Here is a 3,555-nt window from a genome sequence, read left to right on the forward strand (position 1 = left end):
GGTGAGCTCCGGGGGCGTAGTTCCGAATGTTAAGATCCCCGCTGGTCCGGCCTACCAGATTCCGGCGGCCAGAATCATCAAGAATCTGACCGGACTGCCTGTGGTGGGGGGCGGTCTCATCACCTCTTCTTCCCAGGCGGAAGAGGTTGTCAGATCGGGAGATGCGGACCTTGTGTTTCTGGGCCGGGAACTGCTCCGCAATCCCTATTTTCCTCTGTTGAGTGCACAGGAGGCCGGGGTCGATCTTTCTTACTGGCCCGCCCAATATGAAAGGTCTAAATAGGGCGCTTAGAGCCAGGGATTCAGGGTCTGGATGGCCAGGCCTTCAAAGTCTTTTGTATTGCGGGTGACCAGAATGGCTCCCTCCAGATAAGTTGTAGACGCTATGAGTCCGTCCAGAATAGGTAAAGGCTTCCCCAATCGAGATCTCAGGGCCGTCAGTTCTCCCCATTTTAATGCCGTTTCGGCATTGATAGGATAGGTCTGATAGCGGAAGCCCTCCTGTATATGGTTGAACCAGGCTATCAGGTCGTTCCGCTTTCTCCCTTCTGGAAGTTTTTCAATACCCAGATTGATTTCTCCCAAAGAAATAACAGAAATAAAGAGAGCCTTCTCATCAATCTGATTAAACCAGGACAGCACAGACTTGTCAGGATCTTTTCTGGTCAGTTCAGAAAGAACATTCGTATCCACCAGAAATTTCATAGCTCCAGCTCTCTGGGCTCTTCCCTGTCTCTCATGATTTCAAGTTCAATATCTTTATGAGGTCGGGATAGAAGGATCTCTTTTAAAGAGATGCCGTGCTCTTTCTCGTAGGTTTCGGCAGACACTATATACGCCACTACTTTCCCGCTTTTAGTGACACATTGGGGAGAATCGTTCACAGCCAGGTTGATGACCTGACTGAATTTGCTTTTTGCATCCTGTAGCTGCCATGTTTTCACACTGTTTCTCCTGAATATGACTAGTCTGACTAGTTTTTAAAGTCTAATTCTGTATTCTTGAAATGTCAATCAAGTATTCCCGGGTTCAGGGGGAGCAGGGCGGTGCGGATATTTCCTTTGAAAATGCCGGGGGATTTATGATAAGATTCCACTATGATAAAACTGGATCTCCACTCCATCGTTCCCGCCGGTACTGCTGATGACTCTCTCTTGGAATACATGGTTATTGCCGCCCGCAGCGAAGGTCGCTGGGTCATCGTCCGCCTGAAGGGCCGACAGGACTGGTGCTTCCCCGGGGGGCACAGGGAAGAGGGTGAAACCATGGATGAGGCGAGCCACCGGGAACTCTATGAAGAAACCGGAGCTACAGATTATTCCCTCTCTCTCATTGCTGAATACAGCGTGGATCATGGAGACAGGATCAGCTGGGGGAGTATCTATGAGGCTGAAATCTCGGCTTTTGATCCCCTCCCTCCCGAGTTTGAGATCCAGGAGATCAGTCTGGTCCGGGAGTTCCCCCTGGACAACACCCGTTTCCCCGGCATCATGCCGGGGCTGATGGACTGGCTGAACCGGCGGCTTTAATGTATCAGGCCTGAAGGGCCCAGGATTTCCTGACGGGGTAGCGGTAATATTGTCTGTCCGAGTATCCCAGTGTGAATACCAGTCCGATCTTTCTATCTTCTGGTACTCCGATCTTAGCCCTGTTCTTTTTGCTGAACAGGGCGGCCTCGGCAAAACCGATCATGCAGGAACCGATGCCCCTGGAATGAGCCGTGAGCATCATGTTTTCACCGGCTACGGCGCAATCGGTCCGGCCGAATCGTTTCCCCTTTTTAGCCGGGTAGGTCAGGATGACCACCGTGGGGGCACCATGAAAAAGAGGATCAGCCTTCCCTTCCAATGTCTGATTCAGCAGCTGGTAAAACCCGGTGATCACTTCCTTTTTGGCATACCGCCCCAGTCCAACTGCCTTCAGCAGGAACCGGCCCACAGGGTTCAGGCCGATGCGGACCACCTTAAGAAGAATTCTGGCCAGGGTGGAGGCAAAAACAGAGACTTCCGCCCCCTTAAAGACAATGGAATCACAGTACTGGCTGTTTGTGGCGGTGGCGGTGGTTTCACCCGATCGTATGATGGCCTTCAGATCATCCGTGGTTACAGGATCGTTCTTGTAACGGCGGACAGAGCGTTTGCTTAAGATCATGTGATCCAGGAGATCTTCCTTTGTCAGAGCCGAAAGATCTTCTGGATAGACTGGCAGTTCTTTTCCATCTGCCCGGACGGCGTTGACGGGGCAGACCATGCCGCAGTGGCTGCATTCGATGCAACCTTTATGGATAATCCGGGCCGATTCTTTCTCTTTACGGATGGTTTTCGCGGGGCATTCTGTGATGCAGATGCCGCAGTTGGTACAGGTTTGTGGTTCGATTGTAAATTTCATTGTGTGAATATAATCTTAGGAGCCATTGTTATCAAGAAGAGGGCTCAATTGATTCCTGTTATATGACGATTAAATGATGTGGGGACTTCTGTCTTTTTATATACAATCAGTTCTTTTTCCCTCTTGTCGAAAAAATGGGAATTAGATGTATAATAAGTTAAGTGTTTCCGATTGATGCGGAGGTTTTTTTGAAGCGTTGTTCTAAACCTATGAAATATCTTTTACTCATTGTTTTTCTCATTAGTCCGGTTTGGGTTTTTGGAATTGCCTGGGATGGAAGTGTGGGGGATAATCGTTGGGATTCAGGTTTAAACTGGGTAGGTGATGCTGTACCTCCGGCTGGTGCAGATGTTGAGTTTCCAATTGATGCAAATATTATTTCAAGCAATGTAGTACCCACTATCGGTATCCTAACAATTTCCGCTGGTGCCAATGTAAGTTTAGTCCTATCGAATCCGTTAGGTCTCACAATGACAACAACTTCAATCGATGGCTCTTTAACAACTTCTGTACAGGATTTAGATGCCGGGGATGTAATTCTAGCTGGAATCTCCAGTATTAATACAACAGGTCAAAATTTTGATGCAACATCTATTTCAGGTGGATCAGATTTCACTTTAACTTCTGGTGCTGGGATTGTGAATATCACTGGTGCTATTGGAACTGTACCCTTAGGTGATTTTACAATTGTAACTTCTGGAGGAATTACAACTAACAGTACAATAAATGCCACTTCAGTTGATTTAACTAGTGCAGGAAATGTGTCTCTTGGTGGAGCTGTTACAGTCCCGGGAGGTTTTACCAGCGCCGGAGTGACCTTCACATCTTTGGGGCTTGATTCCAGCGGAGGCCTTGGCGGAATAAGTATCAATCACACAGGAAATGTGACTCTTAATGGTCCAGTTGTGAGTGATTCAGGAGATGTGACACTGAATTCTGACGGTATTTTGACTTTGAATCAGAGCGTTTCAAGTACCTCAGGAGCCCTGGATTTTACATCGGTTGGAATAACGAATGTTGGAGCAGATACGACCACAGGCGGTACTGGATCAGTAACATACAATGATAATGTAACTCTCACTGCCTCAGTGAATGTTAATAGCACAGGGACTGGAGATGTTGATTTTCTTGGAACATTGAATGGAACGACAGCCTCAGTAGAAGATT

At 48.0% G+C, this 3,555-nt stretch carries 5 protein-coding genes and 1 pseudogene; 3 read left to right on the top strand and 3 right to left on the bottom strand.

From position 1 onward, the window contains the following. Positions 1-283, top strand: a pseudogene (locus PF479_RS14775) (NADPH dehydrogenase); the annotation flags it as partial. A 5-nt stretch (positions 284-288) separates the two neighbouring features. Here the strand turns inward: PF479_RS14775 and PF479_RS14780 are convergent. Further along, the gene (locus PF479_RS14780) at positions 289-705 is read right to left on the bottom strand and encodes a type II toxin-antitoxin system VapC family toxin (RefSeq protein WP_298007964.1); all 417 of its coding nucleotides are present in this window, start codon (positions 703-705) and stop codon (positions 289-291) included. Next, on the bottom strand, positions 702-944 hold the full coding sequence (locus tag PF479_RS14785; RefSeq protein WP_298007966.1) for a type II toxin-antitoxin system prevent-host-death family antitoxin: 243 nt from the start codon (positions 942-944) through the stop codon (positions 702-704). The genes PF479_RS14780 and PF479_RS14785 overlap by 4 nt, the downstream gene beginning before the upstream one ends. A gap of 153 nt (positions 945-1,097) precedes the next feature. Here PF479_RS14785 and PF479_RS14790 point away from each other — a divergent pair, with 153 nt between their 5' ends. Then, a complete protein-coding gene (locus PF479_RS14790) occupies positions 1,098-1,529 on the top strand; it encodes an NUDIX domain-containing protein (RefSeq protein ID WP_298007968.1) in 432 nt (143 codons plus the stop codon). A gap of 4 nt (positions 1,530-1,533) precedes the next feature. Here the strand turns inward: PF479_RS14790 and PF479_RS14795 are convergent, their stop codons facing one another. Beyond that, the gene (locus PF479_RS14795) at positions 1,534-2,388 is read right to left on the bottom strand and encodes a nitroreductase family protein (RefSeq protein ID WP_298007970.1); all 855 of its coding nucleotides are present in this window, start codon (positions 2,386-2,388) and stop codon (positions 1,534-1,536) included. Positions 2,389-2,576: 188 nt separating this feature from the next. Between PF479_RS14795 and PF479_RS14800 the strand changes: the two genes are divergently transcribed. After that, positions 2,577-3,555: hypothetical protein (locus PF479_RS14800; protein WP_298007972.1), on the top strand; the 979-nt coding region annotated here is incomplete at its 3' end.

Source organism: Oceanispirochaeta sp. (assembly GCF_027859075.1).
Lineage (GTDB): Bacteria > Spirochaetota > Spirochaetia > DSM-2461 > DSM-2461 > Oceanispirochaeta.